This is a genomic window from uncultured Corynebacterium sp. (assembly GCF_947253065.1).
GTDB lineage: Bacteria > Actinomycetota > Actinomycetes > Mycobacteriales > Mycobacteriaceae > Corynebacterium.
In genome coordinates this window covers 1-16,964 of the sequence record NZ_CAMXWS010000020.1, presented here as the reverse complement: position 1 = coordinate 16,964, position 16,964 = coordinate 1, and the positions used below count along the sequence as shown (strand labels likewise).

The following is a 16,964-nucleotide window of genomic DNA, read 5'->3' as shown; positions in this document are numbered from 1 at the left end:
GATGATTTGACCGCAACGGTAAACTGACCCGTTGTGATTGTCACCAACGACCTCGAAGTTCGCGTCGGCGCCCGCACCCTTCTGTATGCGCCCGGCCAGCACTTGCGCGTGCAGGCGGGCGACCGAATCGGCCTAGTAGGCCGCAACGGTGCGGGCAAGACCACCACGATGCGCATTTTGTCGGGGGAGACTGAGCCCTATGGCGGTTCGGTGACGCGTACAGGCGAGATCGGCTACCTGCCGCAGGATTCTCGCGAGGGGAATATCGAGCAAACCGCGCGCGATCGCGTCTTGTCGGCCCGCGGGCTCGATCAGCTGCGTTCTTCCATGGAGCGGCAACAGGAGATCATGGAGACCGAAGACGGTTCCAAGCGCGATGCTGCGATTTCCAAATACTCCCGCTTCGAGGAGCGCTTCCAGGCTCTCGGTGGCTATGAAGCGGATGCGGAGGCCGCGCAGATCTGTGACAACCTCGGGCTTCCCGCGCGCATTCTGGATCAGCCACTCAAGACACTGTCGGGTGGTCAGCGCCGACGCGTGGAGCTTGCTCAAATTCTCTTCGCGGCCAATGATGGCGCGGGCAAGTCCGCAACCACGCTGCTTCTCGACGAGCCCACCAACCACCTCGACGCCGACTCGATTACCTGGCTGCGTGATTTCCTGTCCAAGCACGACGGCGGGCTGATTATGATCTCACACGACGTCGAACTCCTCGACGCCGTGTGCAACAAAGTCTGGTTCCTGGACGCTGTGCGTGGGGAAGCGGATGTGTACAACATGGGCTTTTCTAAGTACAAAGATGCCCGCGCCGATGACGAAGCACGTCGCCGTCGTGAACGGGCGAATGCGGAAAAGAAAGCCTCAGCCCTGCAGAAGCAAGCCGCCAAGCTCGGCGCGAAAGCCACCAAGGCTGCTGCCGCGAAGCAGATGTTGGCTCGCGCGGACCGCATGATGAACGAGCTCGATGAAGTGCGCGTAGCTGACAAGGTCGCGTCGATTAGCTTCCCGGAGCCCGCACCGTGCGGGAAGACGCCGTTGTTCGGCAAAGGCCTGACCAAGATGTACGGTTCGCTGGAAGTGTTCGCGGGCGTGGACCTCGCGATTGATAAAGGTTCCCGCGTGGTTGTGCTGGGCACCAACGGCGCCGGTAAGACGACCCTGCTCAAACTGCTTGCTGGCGTGGAACGCACCGACGGTGAAGGCGGACTGGTCACAGGACACGGACTGAAGATCGGTTATTTCGCGCAGGAGCACGACACGATCGACGGCGACAAGACAGTCTGGGAGAACACCATCGAGGCATGTCCCGATGCCGGCCAGCAGGATCTGCGTGGTCTGCTTGGCGCTTTCATGTTCTCCGGCGAAAAGCTCGAGCAACCGGCAGGCACACTCTCCGGTGGTGAGAAGACACGCCTCGCGCTAGCCACGCTCGTGTCCTCCCGCGCTAATGTGCTGCTTCTCGACGAGCCCACCAACAACCTCGATCCCCAGTCCCGCGAGCAAGTCCTCGACGCTTTGAAGACTTATACCGGTGCCGTCGTGCTTGTGACTCACGATCCCGGTGCGGTGAAGGCGCTTGAGCCCGAGCGGGTCATCATCATGCCGGAGGGTGACGAAGACCTATGGAGCGACGACTATATGGAAATCGTGGAATTGGCTTAAAGATTCCTGATCTCTAGAATAAAAGCCATGGTAGTGAGGCTGCAGAAGTTCATTTGTATGGTTTTGGCTCTCAGTCTTATTACGGCTGGGATGGGTGTGGCAGAGGCGAATGCGGAGTCGTCTGTACGCAATCCTCCTGAGGTGAATCAGGGGTGGCAATTCAGCACTCTGCGGGGCAACTGCACGATCGGGTACAACGATCCCGATAATCGAATCAGCTACACCGCTGGGCACTGTGCGCACGGTGTGTCACGGGTGTACCTGACTAAAGAAGACGGCAAGGGGAACCAGCGTTGGATCCATGCTGGAAACATTTCTCTTGCCCCCAGTTACGACGAACGCACCACGTCGAATGACTGGGCCATCATCCGTTGGAAAGACGGAGTAACCATCAATCCCAACACGTTTGATCGTGATGGCATCGAACCTATTGAGAAGGTCCACCGTGGTCAAAAGATCTGTTTCCATGGCCACACCTCACACGGGGCCTTGGGCAAATCGGATTGTGGGCGAGTGATCGGGACCATCGGCAACAAGGTATTGATGGAGACCTCAAAGAGCGCACTTAATGGCGACTCGGGCGGGCCCGTGTACCTTCCGCGTCGCGGGCTGGTCGGTGTCCTTTCCACCAGCTTTGAGATCACTGACCGATTCGGTCGTAAGCGCTATGTGGTCACGGGCAACGTTCCTGCTGAAGGTCCGATCGTGAGCACAGCTGAGGAATCTGCGCTGATTAACAAGTACTTCGGCAGCCATGTCAACATCCAGGAACAAGACCTTGATCCTGGCAGCTCGTTTATGAATGTGCTCGGCGTTTTGGGCTTTTCCGACCCGGAAGGTGCAGCGATCGGTTTGGTCCTCGGTGGGGTAGCGCTTGGTGGGTTGATTTTCGGCGCGATCCTGCACGCCTTTATGCAGTAGTTGCGACCGCTTTTTACGATGGGAAGTGGCGAATGCAACCTGAGAAGAGAAAGATGAAAACCATGAACCCGATTGATTCATTCAAGGAAGCCTGGAACTCCCTCAGCAAGGAAGAAAAGACCGCCGCCGGCATCTTCGGCGCCATCGACACTGCGCTTAAGGGCTACGCGTTGTGGGATCTATCCCGCACCAAGACCGATAAGCTGCGCGGACCGAAGTGGTTCTGGACCACCTTCATTGGTGCCGTGAACACCGTGGGCTGGGCTGCATATTTCACGGTAGGCAAGAAGCGTTAACCTACGACATCGCCTGAATAGAAGCGGACGCGGCTGACCGGCTGCGTCCGCTTCTTTTGCCAGGGGTAGGTGTCTTCGGCGGCATCGATAGGCGTGTGAAGCGTAAGCAGTGTGTCGGTACCGGCAGGTCCACCTAGGGTGAGTTCCGCGTCGACGATCACAGTCTCAGCTGCATGACCGCGTGAACGCGACCGCTTAGCGATGAGTTCTAGGGGGATGTCCGCAAAGACTTTCCGGCCACGACGCAGCACCACGCGCTCGCTGTCGATGTATGACGGCCGGATCCTCTCGCTGCCGATGAGAGCCCAAATGAAGACAAGCCCCCAAACCGATATCAGCAGCGCAATGACACGAAGCACGCCTTCCGGCAGCAGCAAGTGCATGACGACGAGTTCGATAAGGATGACCACTGAGAACATCCCCACCAGCTGAAGCCGACCGGGCTGGTGGGGAAGAACTACTGCGCTATCCGGAACGAGAATCTGTCCACGCGACCACCGCCAGAGGTCTCGGTAGAGACTCCACTCGTAACGTGCCGCACGGACCCCCGGGTGTCGCCACAGTAGCTGAAGTACCTTAGTCACGGAACACCCCCGCTAGCCTCTCGACGACAGCTGGCCACCGAGAATCCGCAGCCTTAAGCGGCAGCTCGCCCGGTATGAGTGTGTCAGAGACACCACGCATGATTCCAAGAGGCAGTAGTTCCGCAAGCTTATCGGCGTCGCCTTTTTCCCACTCCCGCGCGAACTCCAGCGTTGCAGCCACGCAGTCGGGATCACCGAGGTTGGTACGCAGCTGGTCCCACGTTGCGACCGTGGCCACCCCTGTGAGCGCCATGAGATCGAAACTTTCGAGCTCGCCACGGACGAAATCAGTGTCCCCTAGGAGTGAAATGAATTGACCTCGCAGGTCATCCGGCATTCCCAAGGGTGCGACTTTCATTCTGGAAAGCCGTTCGCGCTGTCGTGTGAGGTGGGCGATCTGGGACTCGATGAGTTCCAGTGATCTATCTATGGCGTCTGGGGAGTGGATGTGGGCAAGGGGTACTCCGGCGTCGATAAGCGCGCGAGCGCGGAGTACCGCCGCGAGATCAGAGAGTGTGTAATCGCGATAGTTGCTCGATGTGCGCGCGGGCTCCGGTACAGCACCGGTTTCGTGTAGGTGCCGGATTGCACGAACCGAGCAGCCTGCCGCGGCAGCAACATCAGAAATCCTCATGTCGTCATTCTGAACTATGACGCCACGTGAGGGTCAAGCACTAGTTCCGGAACCCATGTACTGGCGCGGGAATGAACCCACCGCGTTCGATGAAGACTCGACTATTGGCCTCGTTAACGGGGATAACGGGGGCGTAGCCGAGGAGTCCACCGAAGTTGACCTCGTCGCCGGGTTTCGTGCCGGGGACGGGGATGAGGCGTGCGGCGGTGGTCTTATGGTTCATCACTCCGATGGCAGCTTCGTCGGCGATCATGCCCGCAATGCTTGCAGCGGGGGTGTCGCCGGGGATCGCGATCATGTCGAAGCCGACGGAGCAGATAGATGTCATAGCTTCGAGCTTGTCCAAGGAGATAGACCCGGAGCGTACGGCGTCGATCATGCCCTGGTCCTCGGAGACGGGGATGAAGGAGCCGGAGAGGCCGCCGACGCGGGAGCAGGCCATCATGCCGCCTTTCTTGACGGCGTCGTTAAGCAGCGCGAGAGCAGCGGTGGTGCCGTGGGTGCCCACTTGTCCCAGCCCCATGTGCTCGAGGATGTGGGCGACGGAATCGCCGACCTCAGCCGTCGGGGCGAGGGAGAGATCAACAATGCCGAATGGAACACCGAGTCGCTCAGCGGCGAGATTTCCCACGAGCTGGCCAGCGCGGGTGATCTTGAACGCGGCCTTCTTGATCTCCTCGGCGATTTCGTTGAGTGATTTTCCCTTAAGCGGGGTGATGGCGCGATCGACGACACCGGGGCCGGAGACACCGACGGAAATGACGGTGTCAGGTTCCTCAATACCGTGGAAGGCACCAGCCATGAACGGGTTGTCGCCAACGGCATTGGCGAAAACGACGAGCTTGGCACAGGCGATCGAGGATTCATCGGCTGTGCGAGCGGCAGCATCTTTGACCACTTCGCCCATGGTTTTCACTGCATCCATGTTGATGCCCGCGCGCGATGATGCGATGTTGACCGAGCCGCACACGAAGCTGGTCTCCGACAGCGCTTCAGGGATGGAATGGATCAGGCGTTTGTCGGCTTCCGTTGCGCCCTTTTCCACGAGAGCTGAGTACCCACCGATGAAGTTGATGCCCAGTTCGGTCGCCGCGCGATCCAGTGCATGCGCGATATCGGCGGGGTTGCCTTCCACACCAGCGGCGACGAGCGCGATGGGGGAGACAGAAACGCGCTTATTCACGATCGGGATGCCCAGCTCGCGTTCGATGCCCTCGCAGACTTCGACGAGCCGAGCGGCACGAGTGGTCACGCGATCGTAGACGGCGTCTGCGGTCGCTTCCATGGTTGAGCGTGTGCAGCCAATGAGTGAGATGCCCATGGTGACGGTGCGGATGTCCAGCCGGTAATCCTCAATCATCGAGATGACGTCGACGATATTGGCGGCTTTGAAATTCAGCTGATTCGCCATTTTTTCGCCTAGACCTCATTCATCGCGGTAAACAGGGCCTCGGACTGGACGCGAATGTCCACACCGAGCTCTTTACCGAGCGCGATCATCGTGTCTTGAAGTCCGGCAATATCGAAGTTCTCGGTGGGCAATTCAGCGCGAAGGATCATGGTGAAGAAGTCATCCATGATCGTTTGGGAGACATCGACGATATTTAGGTCGTGGTCGGCGACTGCCTGTGCGACGCCAGCAATAATGCCGACGCGGTCCGGTCCAGTGGTGGTGATAATCGCGTACATGAGCACCATCCTACGACTCGAATAGGTAGCGGCAGTGATCGGCTTTCACGGTTACGGTGGTGCGCATGACTACTGAAGAAAATGTGCAAGACGCAAGCAAATTTGTTCTCGTCCTTGGGGCGGGAGGAAATGTTTCCAAACACACGGTGCCGCTGCTCGTAGAATCAGGGCACAAGGTCGCCGCGCTCGTGCGCAATCCGAACCATGCGCAGTCGCTTATCGACGCAGGCGCCACCGTCATCATCCAAGACCTCACCACCCTTGATGAGGAGGGCTGGGCTCGTCTGATCACTCCGTTCGACACCGTTGTTTGGTCGGCCGGTGCCGGTGGCGGCGATGCTGAGCGCACGTATGCTGTGGACCGTGATGCAGCATTGAAGGCTGTTGACGCACTCGAGGAGCTCGGCGAATTTGCGCCACACTTCATCATGGTGTCCTACGCAGGCGCGGCCGAAGCCACCGCTGAGGACGACGGTGGGTCGTGGTACGCGTACGTGGAGTCGAAGAAGACCGTGGATAAGCGTCTGCTTGCTTCTGATCTGCCGTACACAATTCTGGGTCCGACGGTTCTAACAGACAAGCCAGCAAACGGGCTGAATGTGCTGACTGAGCTGAGGAATTCTGAGTCGACGACCTCGCGCGAATTGGTCGCGCAAGTCATTGTTGAGGCTGTTGACCGTGGGGGACTGGAGCCGAATCCTTTTGATTTCGAGGACGGCGAAACCCCTGCTTCGCAGCTCTAATGAGCGCCGCTTAAACCGCAGTACGCGGTGAAACGGCGGAGCAACTCATTCGCGTACGTGGTGTCCACGCCGGGGAGTGCGGCGACGATCGTGTCGTATTCCTCGGCGGGGAAGTACCCGTAGTCGTAGAAGAAGTCCATGCGGGCCTTCATCGCCGCGTGGTCCATTTCTGCGTGGAATTGCGAAGCCCACACGTGCTCGCCGTAGCGAACGATCTGCACCGGGCACGTCGGGCCACTGGCAAGCAGTACGAGCTTGTCAGCAAGAGGCTCGGCATTTTCCGTGTGCCCAGTAAGTGCGGTGAACTCCGTGGGCAACCCAGCGGTAAGCGGGTCCTGGGCAGCGGCGGGCAAAAGATTGACCACGCTCGGTCCCGCCGCTTCCGGGTGCGAGTGCGTCACAGTGCCACCCAGGTGGTGGGTGAGCCAGCTGAGGCCGAAACAAACAAAGAAGACAGGCAATGGGCCAGCGACGACTTCGCTGAGAACCTCGTCGATGTGACGCTGCCACGGCGACCATTCGTCATTGGTGATATTGAGGGAGCTGCCGCCCACGATGATGCCGTCGAAGCCGTCGAGGCTACCCAGCGGTGTGTGTTCATCAGGGATCATGCGACGCTCAAGCTGCTCGGGAGCAAGACCGGTTGCGTTGAGGACGTCGTTGTATTCGGCCATTGATACCTCAGGGCCGATCGCGCCGTCGCGCAAGGACAAGAACAGCAGACGAGACATGACGGTGATTCTATACCGCTTGGTCTAGTTCGCGTGAATTCGGGGCCATAAACGGTGGCGTCGATAAGCAAAAGGCCGGACCCCGAACTGGGATCCGGCCTTGCTAGCTCCTATGCGGAGCGTGTGGCGCGACTAGTTCTTGACCATCTGGCGCAGCACGTACTGGAGAATGCCGCCGTGGCGGTAGTACTCGGCCTCACCAGGGGTGTCAACGCGGACCTTAGCATCGAACTCGACCTTCTCCCCGCCTTCCTTCGTGGCGGTGACGTGGACGGTCTCCGGGATGGTGTCACCGTCGTTGAAGGCGGTGATGCCGGAGATATCGAAGGTCTCGGTGCCGTCCAGGCCCAGGGACTCGTGGGACTCGCCCTCCGGGAACTGCAGCGGCAGCACGCCCATACCGATCAGGTTCGAGCGGTGAATACGCTCGAAGGACTCGGTGATGACAGCGCGGACGCCGAGCAGGTTGGTGCCCTTCGCAGCCCAGTCACGGGAAGAACCGGTGCCGTACTCCTTACCAGCCAGGACGACCAGCGGGATGTTCTTCTCGGCGTAGTTCTGCGCAGCGTCGTAGATGAACGCCTGCGGGTTGCCTTCCTGGGTGAAGTCCAGGGTGTAGCCACCAGCGTCGGTGACCAGCTGGTTGCGGAGGCGGATGTTAGCGAAGGTACCGCGGACCATGACCTCGTGGTTACCACGACGGGAACCGAAGGAGTTGTAGTCGTGGCGAGCAACACCGTTGTCGTCCAGGTAGTTCGCTGCCGGGGTGCCCGGCTTGATGGAGGAAGCAGGGGAGATGTGGTCGGTGGTGACCGAATCGCCCAGCTTAGCCAGCACGCGTGCACCGGCGATGTCCTCGACTGCCTCCGGCTGCTCCGGCATACCGTCGAAGTACGGAGCCTTGCGGATGTAGGTGGAGTCCTCGTTCCAGGAGAAGGTCTTGCCCTCCGGAACATCGAGTGCCTGCCACTGCTTGTCGCCCTTGAAGACGTCCGCGTAGTCCTTCTCGTACATCTCGCGGGAGATCGTGTCGGCGATAACGCCCTCGATCTCATCTGCGGACGGCCAGACATCCTTCAGGAAGACGTCGTTGCCGTCAGCGTCCTGGCCGAGCGGCTGGGACTCGAAATCGAAGTCCATGGTGCCGGCAATCGCGTATGCGATGACGAGCAGCGGGGACGCGAGGTAGTTCATCTTCACGTCCGGGGAAATACGGCCCTCGAAGTTACGGTTACCGGACAGCACTGCAGTAGCGGTCAGGTCGTACTCGTTGATCGCGTCAGAGACTTCGTTCGGCAGCGGGCCAGAGTTACCAATGCAGGATGCGCAGCCGAAGCCGGAGAGGTAGAAGCCGACAGCCTCGAGGTCCTTCCAGAGGTCAGCGCGGTTGTAGTAACCGTCAACGACCTGGGAACCCGGAGCCATAATGGTCTTGACCCACGGCTTAGCCTTCAGGCCCTTCTCTGCAGCCTTACGTGCCAGCAGCGCCGCACCGACCATGACGGACGGGTTGGAGGTGTTGGTGCAAGAGGTAATCGCAGCGATGGCGACCATGCCGTGGTCGAGCGTGTACTCGCCACCCTGCGGGGACTCGACGATGACCGGCTTGGAAGCGCGGCCCTCAGCGCCCACGGCAGCGGACTCGCCGTTTGCCGGCCAGGACACGTTGTAATCAACAGCCTCGACCTTCTCAGCGCGGACCGGCTCAGCCTGGCCCTCACCAGCGGTGTTGTAGTCAGGCAGCTGCTTGCGGAAGGTCTCCTTGGACTCTTCCAGCAGGATGCGGTCCTGCGGACGCTTCGGACCTGCGATGGACGGCTTGACGGTGGACAGGTCGAGCTCGAGGTACTCGGAGTACTCTGCTTCCTTCGCGCCCTGCTCGAGCCACATGCCCTGAGCCTTGGCGTAAGCCTCGACACGGTCGATGGTCTCCTGATCGCGACCAGTGAGGTGGAGGTAGTTGATGGTCTCCTCGTCGATCGGGAAGATCGCACAGGTGGAGCCGAACTCCGGAGACATGTTGCCGATGGTGGCGCGGTTTGCCAGCGGGATCTCCTTGACACCATCGCCGTAGAACTCGACGAACTTCTGAACCACACCGTGCTCACGGAGCATCTCGGTAACGGTCAGAACCACGTCGGTAGCGGTCACGCCAACCGGGATCTCACCGGTGAGCTTGAAGCCGACAACGCGCGGGATGAGCATGGAGACCGGCTGGCCGAGCATTGCAGCCTCAGCCTCGATACCGCCGACGCCCCAGCCCAGGATGCCCAGGCCGTTCTCCATCGTGGTGTGGGAGTCCGTACCAATACAGGTATCCGGGTAAGCAACGCCCTCGTTGTCGAAGACGACGCGGGACAGGTACTCGATGTTGACCTGGTGGACAATACCGGTTCCCGGCGGGACGACGCGGAAGTTGGAGAAGTTCTCTGCACCCCAGCGCAGGAACTGGTAGCGCTCCTCGTTGCGCTCGTACTCAATCTCGACGTTCTTGTCCAGAGCGTTCTCGGAGCCGAACGCCTCGATGATCACGGAGTGGTCAATGACCATCTCTGCCGGGTTCAGGGGGTTGACCTGATCCGGGTTGCCGCCGAGGGAGGAAACAGCCTCACGCATCGTGGCCAAGTCGACCACACAGGGGACACCGGTGAAGTCCTGCATCAGGACGCGAGCCGGGGTGAACTGGATTTCCACGGACGGCTCAGCCGATGGATCCCAGTTAGCGAGGGCCTTGATGTGCTCCTCGGTGACGTTCTTGCCGTCCTCGGTGCGCAGGAGGTTCTCGCCCAGCACCTTGAGGGAGTAGGGGAGTTTCTCCATACCTTCGACGGCATCGAGGGCGTAGTAGTCGTAGGACTTATCGCCGACCTCGAGCGTCTTCTTCGCGTTGAAGGAGTTCTTGCTTTCAGACACGTGAGCTCCGTTTCTCGTTGTCAAAAACTGAAAATCTAGGTGTGTGACCCTTACAGGTCCCTACAGAACAATGTTATGCCACACACATTGTTTAGGTGGTATTTGGTCACACACAATTATTCGAGTCAGACTTTTAGCTACCCCGTCTGCGTCGCGTCGTCACCATTTAAGGGGTAGGCCCCGATAAATTGAGCACCTATGAGCACCTCCAACGCGCCAGATTTCGACGGCTTGGCAGCACAGCTTAACGACGACAACGTCGCCTTCGGCACCGCCAATCCTGTTAACGATGCGCTGCAGACTGATCTTTTGGGGGCACTCGACGAACTCGAAGCGGGGGAAATCGGACCAACCGGGGTAGTGGTGCTTGAAACTACGGGACAGCGCCCGGGGGAACTCCGCGATCTTGCACAAGATCTACAGCATGCAACAGGGCTCGACACAGTCATTGTCCGGACCCCCGCATCGACAGCGGCAGTCAGTGACAGCTTAAATCGCGCGCAGATTGAAAAAGGACAGTATGCGTTGATCGCTGAGCCTGACTATGCCGCCGGCGTCCGAGCCTTCGGCGCCGAAGCAGAGGGATTCACTGTCCCTTGGGGAATCATCTGCATTCTTATCCTCGTCATGGTTGTCGCAGCAGCTGCGGTCTCGCTCGCCTCCTCGCGTACGCAGAAGCGAAACTCCGTCTAGCCTTAACGCTTGACCAAACATTGACGGAGGGCGTGAAAATTGCGCAAATCCCGGCGTGTCGTCCTGAGCTCAGCCGCCTAGGATGTTAGGGAAATTCCCAAATGTGACGGACTTCACATCTTGAATATCAGGCCGGGAAAGCCCAGCATGGGCAAATCTCACAGTCATGTGATTTGGCTTGACGCGTGTGAAAGTTGGTAAAGGTTGTGCAACAGACAAGTGTTGTGGCCTATGGTTTGCATGTCGGCTCGTGAGCTGGCAGACGTTATCGAACACCGCATACGTCACATGAAGAACTTATGAATTCGGGCATGTGGGGAAGCACGCCAAGGATCATTACTTCAGGGGACTATCGCGGACGGTCCCGTCATGCCAGCTCGCGGGTTAACAACCGTGATCATTCAAATCGTCCGCACGTCAGACTTGACTGTTTGGCTCATTCACGGCTCGCGCCCGCATGGGCACGGGCCGGTTTGAATTGTGCGGTGAGAGGAAAACCTCCGTGGATTTCACCGTCCGTTCCGCATCTTCGCGGCCCCATCTGTCCCGCCGTCGAACTGGCCTTCGCAACTTCCGCTCGATTCTTCCTGCGGCAGCATGCGTGGCAACTTTGTCTGTTGCTAGCACCTCTGTGGAGGCTGTGGCTCAGGAATCGCCTTTGACGGCGATCATTTCTGAGATCTCTAAGCATGAAGCAGATGTCGATCGCATCAATCTTGAGATTGGCAATCTGCGTGAGGCGGTGAACCAGGCTCTTGTCGACCTGCACGATGCTCAGTCGCTGGCAGAGCAGGCACGTCGCGGTGCGGCCGAAGCGCGTGAGCGCCTGAACCAAACACAGGCAGATGTTGAGCGTGCACAGGAGGAGCTCGACCAGATCTCCCGTTCCTCTTACCGCTCGAGTGGTGCGAATGGAACTCCCGTCCACGCGGATGCGGATGCGCGTAAGGACTCGCTTGATCGTCAGACCTTCCTGCGCAAGGAGTCTGAGGAGAAGCAGCGTGCTCTCGAGGACCTGCAGCGCGCGCGAACCGAAGCAGCCAATAACGAATCAACTCTGCGTCAAGCCAGTAGGCTTGCCGACGAGCGTGCGGCGAAGGCCGAAGAAGCCGAAGTCAATGCACGTACGACGCTAGATGAGTCCTTGGCATCGCTTGAGACTCATTTGGCTCAGCGAGATGCTGCGTCGACTGAACTTGAAGAGGCACAGGCTGAACTTGCCGAGCAGCGCCCAGAGGCAGCTGCTGAAGTGGGTATTGAGACTGATGTCGCTCCAGCACCTGCGGTAGAGGAATCGGCCGTGCCTGAGACCTCCACGGAAGAAACTCCGGCGCCAGTCGAAGAACCTGAGGCCCCTGAAACGGAAGCTGCAGCGGACGAGCCGACTGAGGAAACCGAAACCTCGCAGGCTTCTGAGGCTCAGGAGGAAGACACTCCCGCCGCCGAGCCAGTTGAAGAAGCAGAGGCAGCAGTAGAAGCTCCTGCGGTACCGGAATCGGCACCAGCCCCTTCGCTGAATGACTTCGCTAATCCGGACACTGTCGAAGCGGCGCTCGATGCTTTCGCTCAGGCGGTTGGCCAAACCCAGGCAGAGCACTCCAATTTCGATGATCCGTACGCGAATGCTGAGGATTCGGAGGAGTCGGTTATCGCGTCGCCGTCGTCAAGCATTGACGCGAATGAAGAAGTCGCTGCTACCGACGAAGAAGAGGGGACGACTGTCGCTGATGTGCTTCCGGACGTCAACGACGCAAAGGAAGTCACCGACGCACTCCGTGGCACCGAAGAGGTCGCTGATGGCGACCGTGCACAGCAAATTGAAGCTGTCATCGCGCGTGCCGAGTCGCAGATCGGCACCCCGTACGTGTGGGGCGGCGGCGACGCCAATGGCGCAACAATGGGCTTGGACGGCAATGGCTACAACGGCAAGGCCGGTTTCGACTGCTCCGGCCTTACTCTGTATGCCTTCGCTGGTGTCGGTATTTCTCTGCCGCACTACACCGGCTACCAGTACCAGCGCGGTACCCAGGTGCCTGCAAGTCAGATGCAGCGTGGCGACCTCCTCTTCTGGGGCGCCGGCGGTAGCCAACACGTGGCGATCTACCTCGGTGACGGCATGATGATCGAGGCTCCACAGACCGGAATGAACGTGCAAAAGTCCCCGGTACGCCACAACGGTATGACACCGAATGTTGTCCGCCTGATCTAAGCCCACTACTTACTTCGGCTGATCTAGACTGGTTGCCATGTCTGATAGCCAATTCGATGCACTCCTCGTCCTTTCCTTCGGTGGCCCCGAGGGAGAAGACGAGGTCATTCCATTTTTGGAGAATGTCACCCGTGGTCGCGGTATCCCACGCGAGCGTCTCGCTGAGGTCGGTGAGCACTACTTCAACTTCGGTGGTGTGAGCCCGATCAACGATCAGAATCGCGAGATCATCAAGAATGTTGAGGCTGAACTGGCCAAGCGGGGCCAGGATCTGCCCGTCTACTTCGGTAACCGCAACTGGCACCCATTCGCCGCTGATGCTGTCGATCAGCTCGCGGCGGATGGACACAAGCGTGTCGCTGTCTTCGCTACTTCTGCCTGGGGTGGCTACTCGGCGTGCCGCCAGTACGACGAAGACATCGTGAAGCTGCGCGAAGCGCACCCGGAGATTGAGTTCACCAAGCTGTGGCAGTTTTACGCACACCCGATCTTCATCAAGCTCATGGCCGATCACGTCCGTGCGGCATGGGAGAAGGCTGATCAAGCTACGACCCGCGTCCTGTTCACTGCACACTCGGTGCCTAATGTCGCCGATGATGTCTCTGGTGGTCCGACGGACCCGAACCTGTACTCCCGTCAGGTCGCGGAAGCTTCCCGCCTGATCGCGCTCGAGGCTGGCGTCCCGGACTACGAGGTCGTGTGGCAGTCGCGTTCTGGCGACCCGCGTACCCCGTGGCTGGAGCCGGACATCGTCGACCGCACTGAGGAAATCGACGATGCAGGCGAGGGCGTCAAGCACATTATCTGCGTGCCGGTCGGCTTCATCACCGACCACATGGAGGTCATTTGGGACCTCGACACCGAGCTCAAGGAAGCATGCGAAGAGCGCGGGATCACGCTCGACCGCACGCCGACGGTCGGCCTCGAGCCAGTATTCGCGGAGCTCGTCCTCGATCTCATCGACAACACGGCCGCAGGCACTGAGCCAAAGAGCTTGTCGACGATCACGACACAGGGCTGCACCATCAACGGCGCTCCCTGCAAGGAAGGCTGCTGCGCTCCGCAGCGCCCGAAGCCGGTCGCGTAACTAACGCTGGTACTCCAGCACCGCGTCAGCCACTCCGGCCATGCGCGCGGTGCGGATATGGCGCCACAGGCCAAATAACTGTGGGTCAAAGCTGTGGTCATTGAGACGGTCAACCACCGTTTCAATCACTGCAGCGACGGCATCTGCCCGTGCAAAGAGCTTTGCTGCACGGGGCGGGGTGCCCATCGGAAGACCAGGGGTGTCGTAGAAATCAGCGAGAGTCCCCACCGTTAGTCGCGGATCCGGTAGATCTGCACGAGTGCCACCGGTTGCCTCAATGAGGACGGCGGCTTCATTCGTTGCTTGGGAAAGCAGCGCGTCGGCCTCGCCGGGAGAAAGCCACGCCGGCTCGGGGAGTGGAGTGTGTTCCTCAAACCAACGCCATTCGACGCCGTGCCTTACAGAGCCATCCGGGATAAGGATGTGGGAGACCTCATCAAAACCACGCAGGACAATCGCGCTTCCGTCGCTCACCCGTGCTGCAACCGATGCAGCCGCTGACCCAGCTGGCAGCTCCGGTGCCTGCCCGGGACCAGACAAGATCAGTCGCACCGCAGGGCCGGGGGTGTCTAGGTCGGTGTCGGCGCGGACGTCGTGAAGCAAGTGTGCAAGTGGCCGGTGCTGATAAGAGTTACGGCCAAATAGTTCAGTCAACGCGCTGACGAGCGAGTCTGTGGACTCGTGGCCGTAGAGCCAAGCGGCTAGCCACACGGCTGCATTTTGCAGGGGCGAATAGACTTCGGCGCGCGTACTCACGCTGGCGAAGTATACGGGATACACTCTGGCCCACTATGAGCGGATTCAATAGCCACGCAGACCCGTATGGTGGAGATATTTTCGCAGGCCACGCCCGCAACAAACCCAAGGTGTACCCGCAGGTCGAAGCAACATCGGATATCGTTGCGGAGGTTTTCGGTGATGATTTCGTCGGCCTTGTCGTGGGGATTGAGCGTACATACGACGGTGAATTCGTGCGCCTTGAAGACCGCTACGGCGCGCAAAGACTATTCAAAATGCTGCCCGGCGCGTTCCTGGTAGAAGGCCAGCGGGTCACGCTGACGCGGCCGGTGGTCAAACGTGAACCGCAGCGGTCGAATTCTGGCTCGCGTCGCGTAGAAAATGTGAAAGCGAAAGTGGCAATGCCTTCCCGGATCTGGGTCGAGGGCGTCCACGATGCGGCGATCGTAGAAAAGGTTTGGGGGCACGACCTGCGTGTGGAAGGGGTGGTCGTTGAATTCCTCGAAGGGCTGGACAATCTGCCCGAGCGCCTCGCTGAATTCCAGCCAGGGCCAGGACGCAGGATTGGTGTTCTCGCGGATCACCTGATCGAAGGATCGAAGGAATCCCGCCTTGTTGCGGATGTCGGCCCGCATGTGTTGGTCACCGGTCACCCGTACGTGGACATTTGGGCTGCCGTGAAACCCGAACGCCTGGGTCTTCGCGCATGGCCAGACGTACCAAAGGGGGAGGACTGGAAAACCGGAATCTGTCAGCGCGTCGGCTGGTCCGATCCACGTGAGGGATGGAATCGCGTCTACAACGCCGTGGAAACCTTCCGCGACCTCGACCACACACTTATCGGTGCAGTAGAAAGACTCGTTGACTTTGTCACGACCCCAGAACTGAGCAAAGAAAGCTTTTGACGCCCGTGGCTCGCCACAATCATGAGTTAACCTGACCCTGTGGGAACAGTTATTTGGCTCATTGGCACATTGGTGCTCGCAGGCTTAGAGCTCGCCGCGGGCGAATTCACCTTCCTCATGCTCGCCGGAGGTGCACTGGCAACAGCTGGTGCCAGCCTATTCGGTATTCCGCTGTGGGCTGAGATCGTGATCTTCGGGCTCTCCTCTGGTGCCCTGATTCTGTTTCTGCGTCCGTGGCTGCATCGCCGCTACCTCAAGCCGTCTGCATTGGACACGTCTCCGAAGGCACTCGTCGGTTCAAAGGCCGAAGTACTCGAGGAGATCACTCCGACTGGCGGGCAAGTCCGTCTCGATGGATCGATCTGGTCTGCTCGTGCCATCGACCCCTCTTTCACCATTCCCGCCGGTGAGCATGTCACCGTCGCCGATATTGACGGCCCCACCGCCGTCGTCTGGAAGGACTGACCATGGAAACCCTTGTCTTATTATTTGTTCTACTTGTCTTCATCATCGTGGTGGTCTTCCGTGCCATCGCACTGATCCCGCAGGGTGAAGCAGCGGTCATCGAACGCCTGGGCCGCTACACGCGGACTGTCTCGGGCGGAATCACGCTGTTGATTCCTTTCGTGGATAAGGTTCGTGAGCGCGTGGACACCCGCGAACGCGTGGTATCTTTCCCGCCACAGGCCGTGATCACCCAGGACAACCTGACCGTGGCCATCGACACCGTGGTCACATTCCAAATCAATGACCCGGCCCGTGCGATCTACGGTGTGGACAACTACATCGTTGGTGTGGAGCAGATTTCCACCGCGACATTGCGTGATGTTGTCGGCGGCATGACTCTGGAAGAAACGTTGACGTCGCGTGAAACCATTAACCGTCGTCTGCGCGGCGAGCTCGATGCTGCGACCGCGAGGTGGGGCCTGCGCATTAGCCGCGTGGAGCTGAAGGCGATTGATCCGCCACCGTCGATCCAGCAGTCCATGGAGATGCAGATGAAGGCGGACCGTGAGAAGCGCGCGATGATTCTCACCGCGGAAGGTCGCCGCGAGTCTGACATCAAGACCGCTGAGGGTGAGAAGCAGGCACGAATCTTGTCCGCTGAGGGCGAGAAGCACGCTTCGATTCTCGCGGCAGAGGCTGAGCGTCAGGCCAC

17 protein-coding genes are annotated in these 16,964 nt (G+C 59.6%); 10 read left to right on the top strand and 7 right to left on the bottom strand.

Going from position 1 to position 16,964, the window contains the following annotated elements:
- Positions 1-33 precede the first annotated feature (33 nt).
- From Q0X21_RS06395 to Q0X21_RS06385, 3 genes are all read left to right on the top strand, one after another.
- Positions 34-1,662: an ABC-F family ATP-binding cassette domain-containing protein gene (locus Q0X21_RS06395; RefSeq protein ID WP_297851012.1), complete on the top strand. Its 1,629-nt coding sequence runs from the start codon at positions 34-36 to the stop codon at positions 1,660-1,662.
- Between the two features lie 27 nt (positions 1,663-1,689).
- Positions 1,690-2,583, top strand: coding sequence for a trypsin-like serine protease (locus Q0X21_RS06390; protein ID WP_297851011.1), 894 nt, complete (start codon positions 1,690-1,692; stop codon positions 2,581-2,583).
- Between the two features lie 62 nt (positions 2,584-2,645).
- Positions 2,646-2,879 carry a hypothetical protein gene (locus tag Q0X21_RS06385; RefSeq protein ID WP_297851010.1) on the top strand — a complete coding sequence of 78 codons (234 nt, stop codon included), beginning with the start codon at positions 2,646-2,648 and terminating at the stop codon, positions 2,877-2,879.
- Here Q0X21_RS06385 and Q0X21_RS06380 read toward each other — a convergent pair.
- The 4 genes from Q0X21_RS06380 to Q0X21_RS06365 all read right to left on the bottom strand — a co-directional run bounded on the left by Q0X21_RS06380 (position 2,876) and on the right by Q0X21_RS06365 (position 5,786).
- Complete coding sequence (locus Q0X21_RS06380) at positions 2,876-3,304, bottom strand: hypothetical protein (RefSeq protein WP_297851009.1); 429 nt, start codon at positions 3,302-3,304, stop codon at positions 2,876-2,878. The two genes, Q0X21_RS06385 and Q0X21_RS06380, sit on opposite strands and share 4 nt — an antisense overlap.
- A gap of 151 nt (positions 3,305-3,455) precedes the next feature.
- Entirely contained in the window at positions 3,456-4,097 is a 642-nt protein-coding gene (locus Q0X21_RS06375) for a MerR family transcriptional regulator (protein ID WP_297851008.1), read from the bottom strand.
- 40 nt (positions 4,098-4,137) lie between these two features.
- Positions 4,138-5,508, bottom strand: coding sequence for a PFL family protein (locus Q0X21_RS06370; RefSeq protein WP_297851007.1), 1,371 nt, complete (start codon positions 5,506-5,508; stop codon positions 4,138-4,140).
- A gap of 8 nt (positions 5,509-5,516) precedes the next feature.
- Positions 5,517-5,786: an ACT domain-containing protein gene (locus Q0X21_RS06365; protein ID WP_297851006.1), complete on the bottom strand. Its 270-nt coding sequence runs from the start codon at positions 5,784-5,786 to the stop codon at positions 5,517-5,519.
- Between the two features lie 65 nt (positions 5,787-5,851).
- Here Q0X21_RS06365 and Q0X21_RS06360 point away from each other — a divergent pair, with 65 nt between their 5' ends.
- On the top strand, positions 5,852-6,529 hold the full coding sequence (locus Q0X21_RS06360) for an NAD(P)H-binding protein (RefSeq protein ID WP_297851005.1): 678 nt from the start codon (positions 5,852-5,854) through the stop codon (positions 6,527-6,529).
- Here Q0X21_RS06360 and Q0X21_RS06355 read toward each other — a convergent pair.
- Both Q0X21_RS06355 and acnA read right to left on the bottom strand, forming a co-directional pair.
- Positions 6,526-7,260: a glutamine amidotransferase gene (locus tag Q0X21_RS06355; protein ID WP_297851004.1), complete on the bottom strand. Its 735-nt coding sequence runs from the start codon at positions 7,258-7,260 to the stop codon at positions 6,526-6,528. The genes Q0X21_RS06360 and Q0X21_RS06355 overlap by 4 nt on opposite strands.
- A 132-nt stretch (positions 7,261-7,392) precedes the next feature.
- Positions 7,393-10,173 carry an aconitate hydratase AcnA gene (acnA, locus tag Q0X21_RS06350; protein ID WP_297851003.1) on the bottom strand — a complete coding sequence of 927 codons (2,781 nt, stop codon included), beginning with the start codon at positions 10,171-10,173 and terminating at the stop codon, positions 7,393-7,395.
- Positions 10,174-10,371: 198 nt separating this feature from the next.
- On the opposite strand from acnA, the gene Q0X21_RS06345 reads away from it, so the two are divergent.
- From Q0X21_RS06345 to Q0X21_RS06335, 3 genes are all read left to right on the top strand, one after another.
- The gene (locus Q0X21_RS06345) at positions 10,372-10,866 is read left to right on the top strand and encodes a DUF6676 family protein (protein ID WP_297851002.1); all 495 of its coding nucleotides are present in this window, start codon (positions 10,372-10,374) and stop codon (positions 10,864-10,866) included.
- A gap of 541 nt (positions 10,867-11,407) precedes the next feature.
- Positions 11,408-13,075: a DIP1281 family NlpC/P60 protein gene (locus Q0X21_RS06340; protein WP_367172754.1), complete on the top strand. Its 1,668-nt coding sequence runs from the start codon at positions 11,408-11,410 to the stop codon at positions 13,073-13,075.
- 37 nt (positions 13,076-13,112) lie between these two features.
- On the top strand, positions 13,113-14,162 hold the full coding sequence (locus Q0X21_RS06335; protein ID WP_297851000.1) for a ferrochelatase: 1,050 nt from the start codon (positions 13,113-13,115) through the stop codon (positions 14,160-14,162).
- On the opposite strand, the gene Q0X21_RS06330 is transcribed toward Q0X21_RS06335, so the two are convergent.
- Entirely contained in the window at positions 14,163-14,918 is a 756-nt protein-coding gene (locus Q0X21_RS06330; protein WP_297850998.1) for a hypothetical protein, read from the bottom strand. It abuts the gene before it with no gap.
- Positions 14,919-14,953: 35 nt separating this feature from the next.
- Between Q0X21_RS06330 and Q0X21_RS06325 the strand changes: the two genes are divergently transcribed.
- The 3 genes from Q0X21_RS06325 to Q0X21_RS06315 all read left to right on the top strand — a co-directional run.
- Positions 14,954-15,805: a DUF3097 domain-containing protein gene (locus tag Q0X21_RS06325; RefSeq protein WP_297850996.1), complete on the top strand. Its 852-nt coding sequence runs from the start codon at positions 14,954-14,956 to the stop codon at positions 15,803-15,805.
- 39 nt (positions 15,806-15,844) lie between these two features.
- Positions 15,845-16,270 (top strand): NfeD family protein, encoded by a 426-nt coding sequence (locus Q0X21_RS06320; RefSeq protein WP_297850994.1) that lies wholly within the window; start codon positions 15,845-15,847, stop codon positions 16,268-16,270.
- Positions 16,271-16,272: 2 nt separating this feature from the next.
- Positions 16,273-16,964, top strand: a 692-nt coding sequence (locus tag Q0X21_RS06315; RefSeq protein WP_297850993.1) for an SPFH domain-containing protein, incomplete at its 3' end; no start/stop codon positions are given.

Excerpts from the sequence above, each read along its gene's own strand:
- Q0X21_RS06390 (WP_297851011.1), top strand. The coding sequence starts at position 1,690 with ATGGTAGTGAGGCTGCAGAAGTTCATTTGTATGGTTTTGGCTCTCAGT.
- Q0X21_RS06385 (WP_297851010.1), top strand. The coding sequence starts at position 2,646 with ATGAACCCGATTGATTCATTCAAGGAAGCCTGGAACTCCCTCAGCAAG.
- Q0X21_RS06375 (WP_297851008.1), bottom strand. The coding sequence starts at position 4,097 with ATGAGGATTTCTGATGTTGCTGCCGCGGCAGGCTGCTCGGTTCGTGCA.
- Q0X21_RS06370 (WP_297851007.1), bottom strand. The coding sequence starts at position 5,508 with ATGGCGAATCAGCTGAATTTCAAAGCCGCCAATATCGTCGACGTCATC.
- Q0X21_RS06365 (WP_297851006.1), bottom strand. The coding sequence starts at position 5,786 with ATGTACGCGATTATCACCACCACTGGACCGGACCGCGTCGGCATTATT.
- Q0X21_RS06360 (WP_297851005.1), top strand. The coding sequence starts at position 5,852 with ATGACTACTGAAGAAAATGTGCAAGACGCAAGCAAATTTGTTCTCGTC.
- Q0X21_RS06355 (WP_297851004.1), bottom strand. The coding sequence starts at position 7,260 with ATGTCTCGTCTGCTGTTCTTGTCCTTGCGCGACGGCGCGATCGGCCCT.
- Q0X21_RS06345 (WP_297851002.1), top strand. The coding sequence starts at position 10,372 with ATGAGCACCTCCAACGCGCCAGATTTCGACGGCTTGGCAGCACAGCTT.
- Q0X21_RS06335 (WP_297851000.1), top strand. The coding sequence starts at position 13,113 with ATGTCTGATAGCCAATTCGATGCACTCCTCGTCCTTTCCTTCGGTGGC.
- Q0X21_RS06325 (WP_297850996.1), top strand. The coding sequence starts at position 14,954 with ATGAGCGGATTCAATAGCCACGCAGACCCGTATGGTGGAGATATTTTC.